The sequence below is a fragment of the Pseudomonas brassicacearum genome, assembly GCF_003732265.1.
Lineage (GTDB): Bacteria > Pseudomonadota > Gammaproteobacteria > Pseudomonadales > Pseudomonadaceae > Aquipseudomonas > Aquipseudomonas brassicacearum_D.
The window spans coordinates 1-520 of the sequence record NZ_MOBK01000075.1; the positions used below are offsets into that span (position 1 = coordinate 1).

At 60.0% G+C, this 520-nt stretch carries 1 protein-coding gene; it reads left to right on the top strand.

Going from position 1 to position 520, the window contains the following annotated elements; translation table 11 throughout:
- Positions 1-520: HAMP domain-containing protein (locus tag BK660_RS30105; protein WP_148057483.1), on the top strand; the 520-nt coding region annotated here is incomplete at both ends.

A 520-nucleotide genomic window follows, 5' to 3' on the forward strand; every position in this document is an offset into this window, starting at 1 on the left:
CCGGGCAGGCATTGCCGAAAACCGATCAGGTGTTGACCTTCAAGCGCGGCGAAGCACCGCGCCTGAATGATCAACCCTTGCTGGAAATCACTGAAAGCAACGGCTGGAACGAGATCAATCACCTGCCGCTGTTCGGCGACAATCCGTTGATGGGCGCTGAGGTGTTTGGCCGCGCCGATGGTCAGCAGGTCGCGGTGATTGCCTACGGCCCGAGCCTGAGCCAGGTGTTCAGCGAGCGTTTCGCCAATTACGCGGTGGCGGTGTTCATCCTGATGTTCGCCATGCTCTGTGCCTCGCAACTGTTGATCCGCTTCCTGCTCAGCCAGCTCAACACGCTGAAAGACGTGATGTTGCACGTTGAAAAAAGCGGCGAGCTATCGGCCCGAGTACCGCTGGCCGGCAAAGATGAAGTCGGGCAAATGGCCAATGCGTTTAACGCGATGCAGGCCGGTTACCAGCGCGTTGTAACGACCGTCGCCAACACCGCACGGCAACTGGATGTCGGCGCGGCGCGACTGGC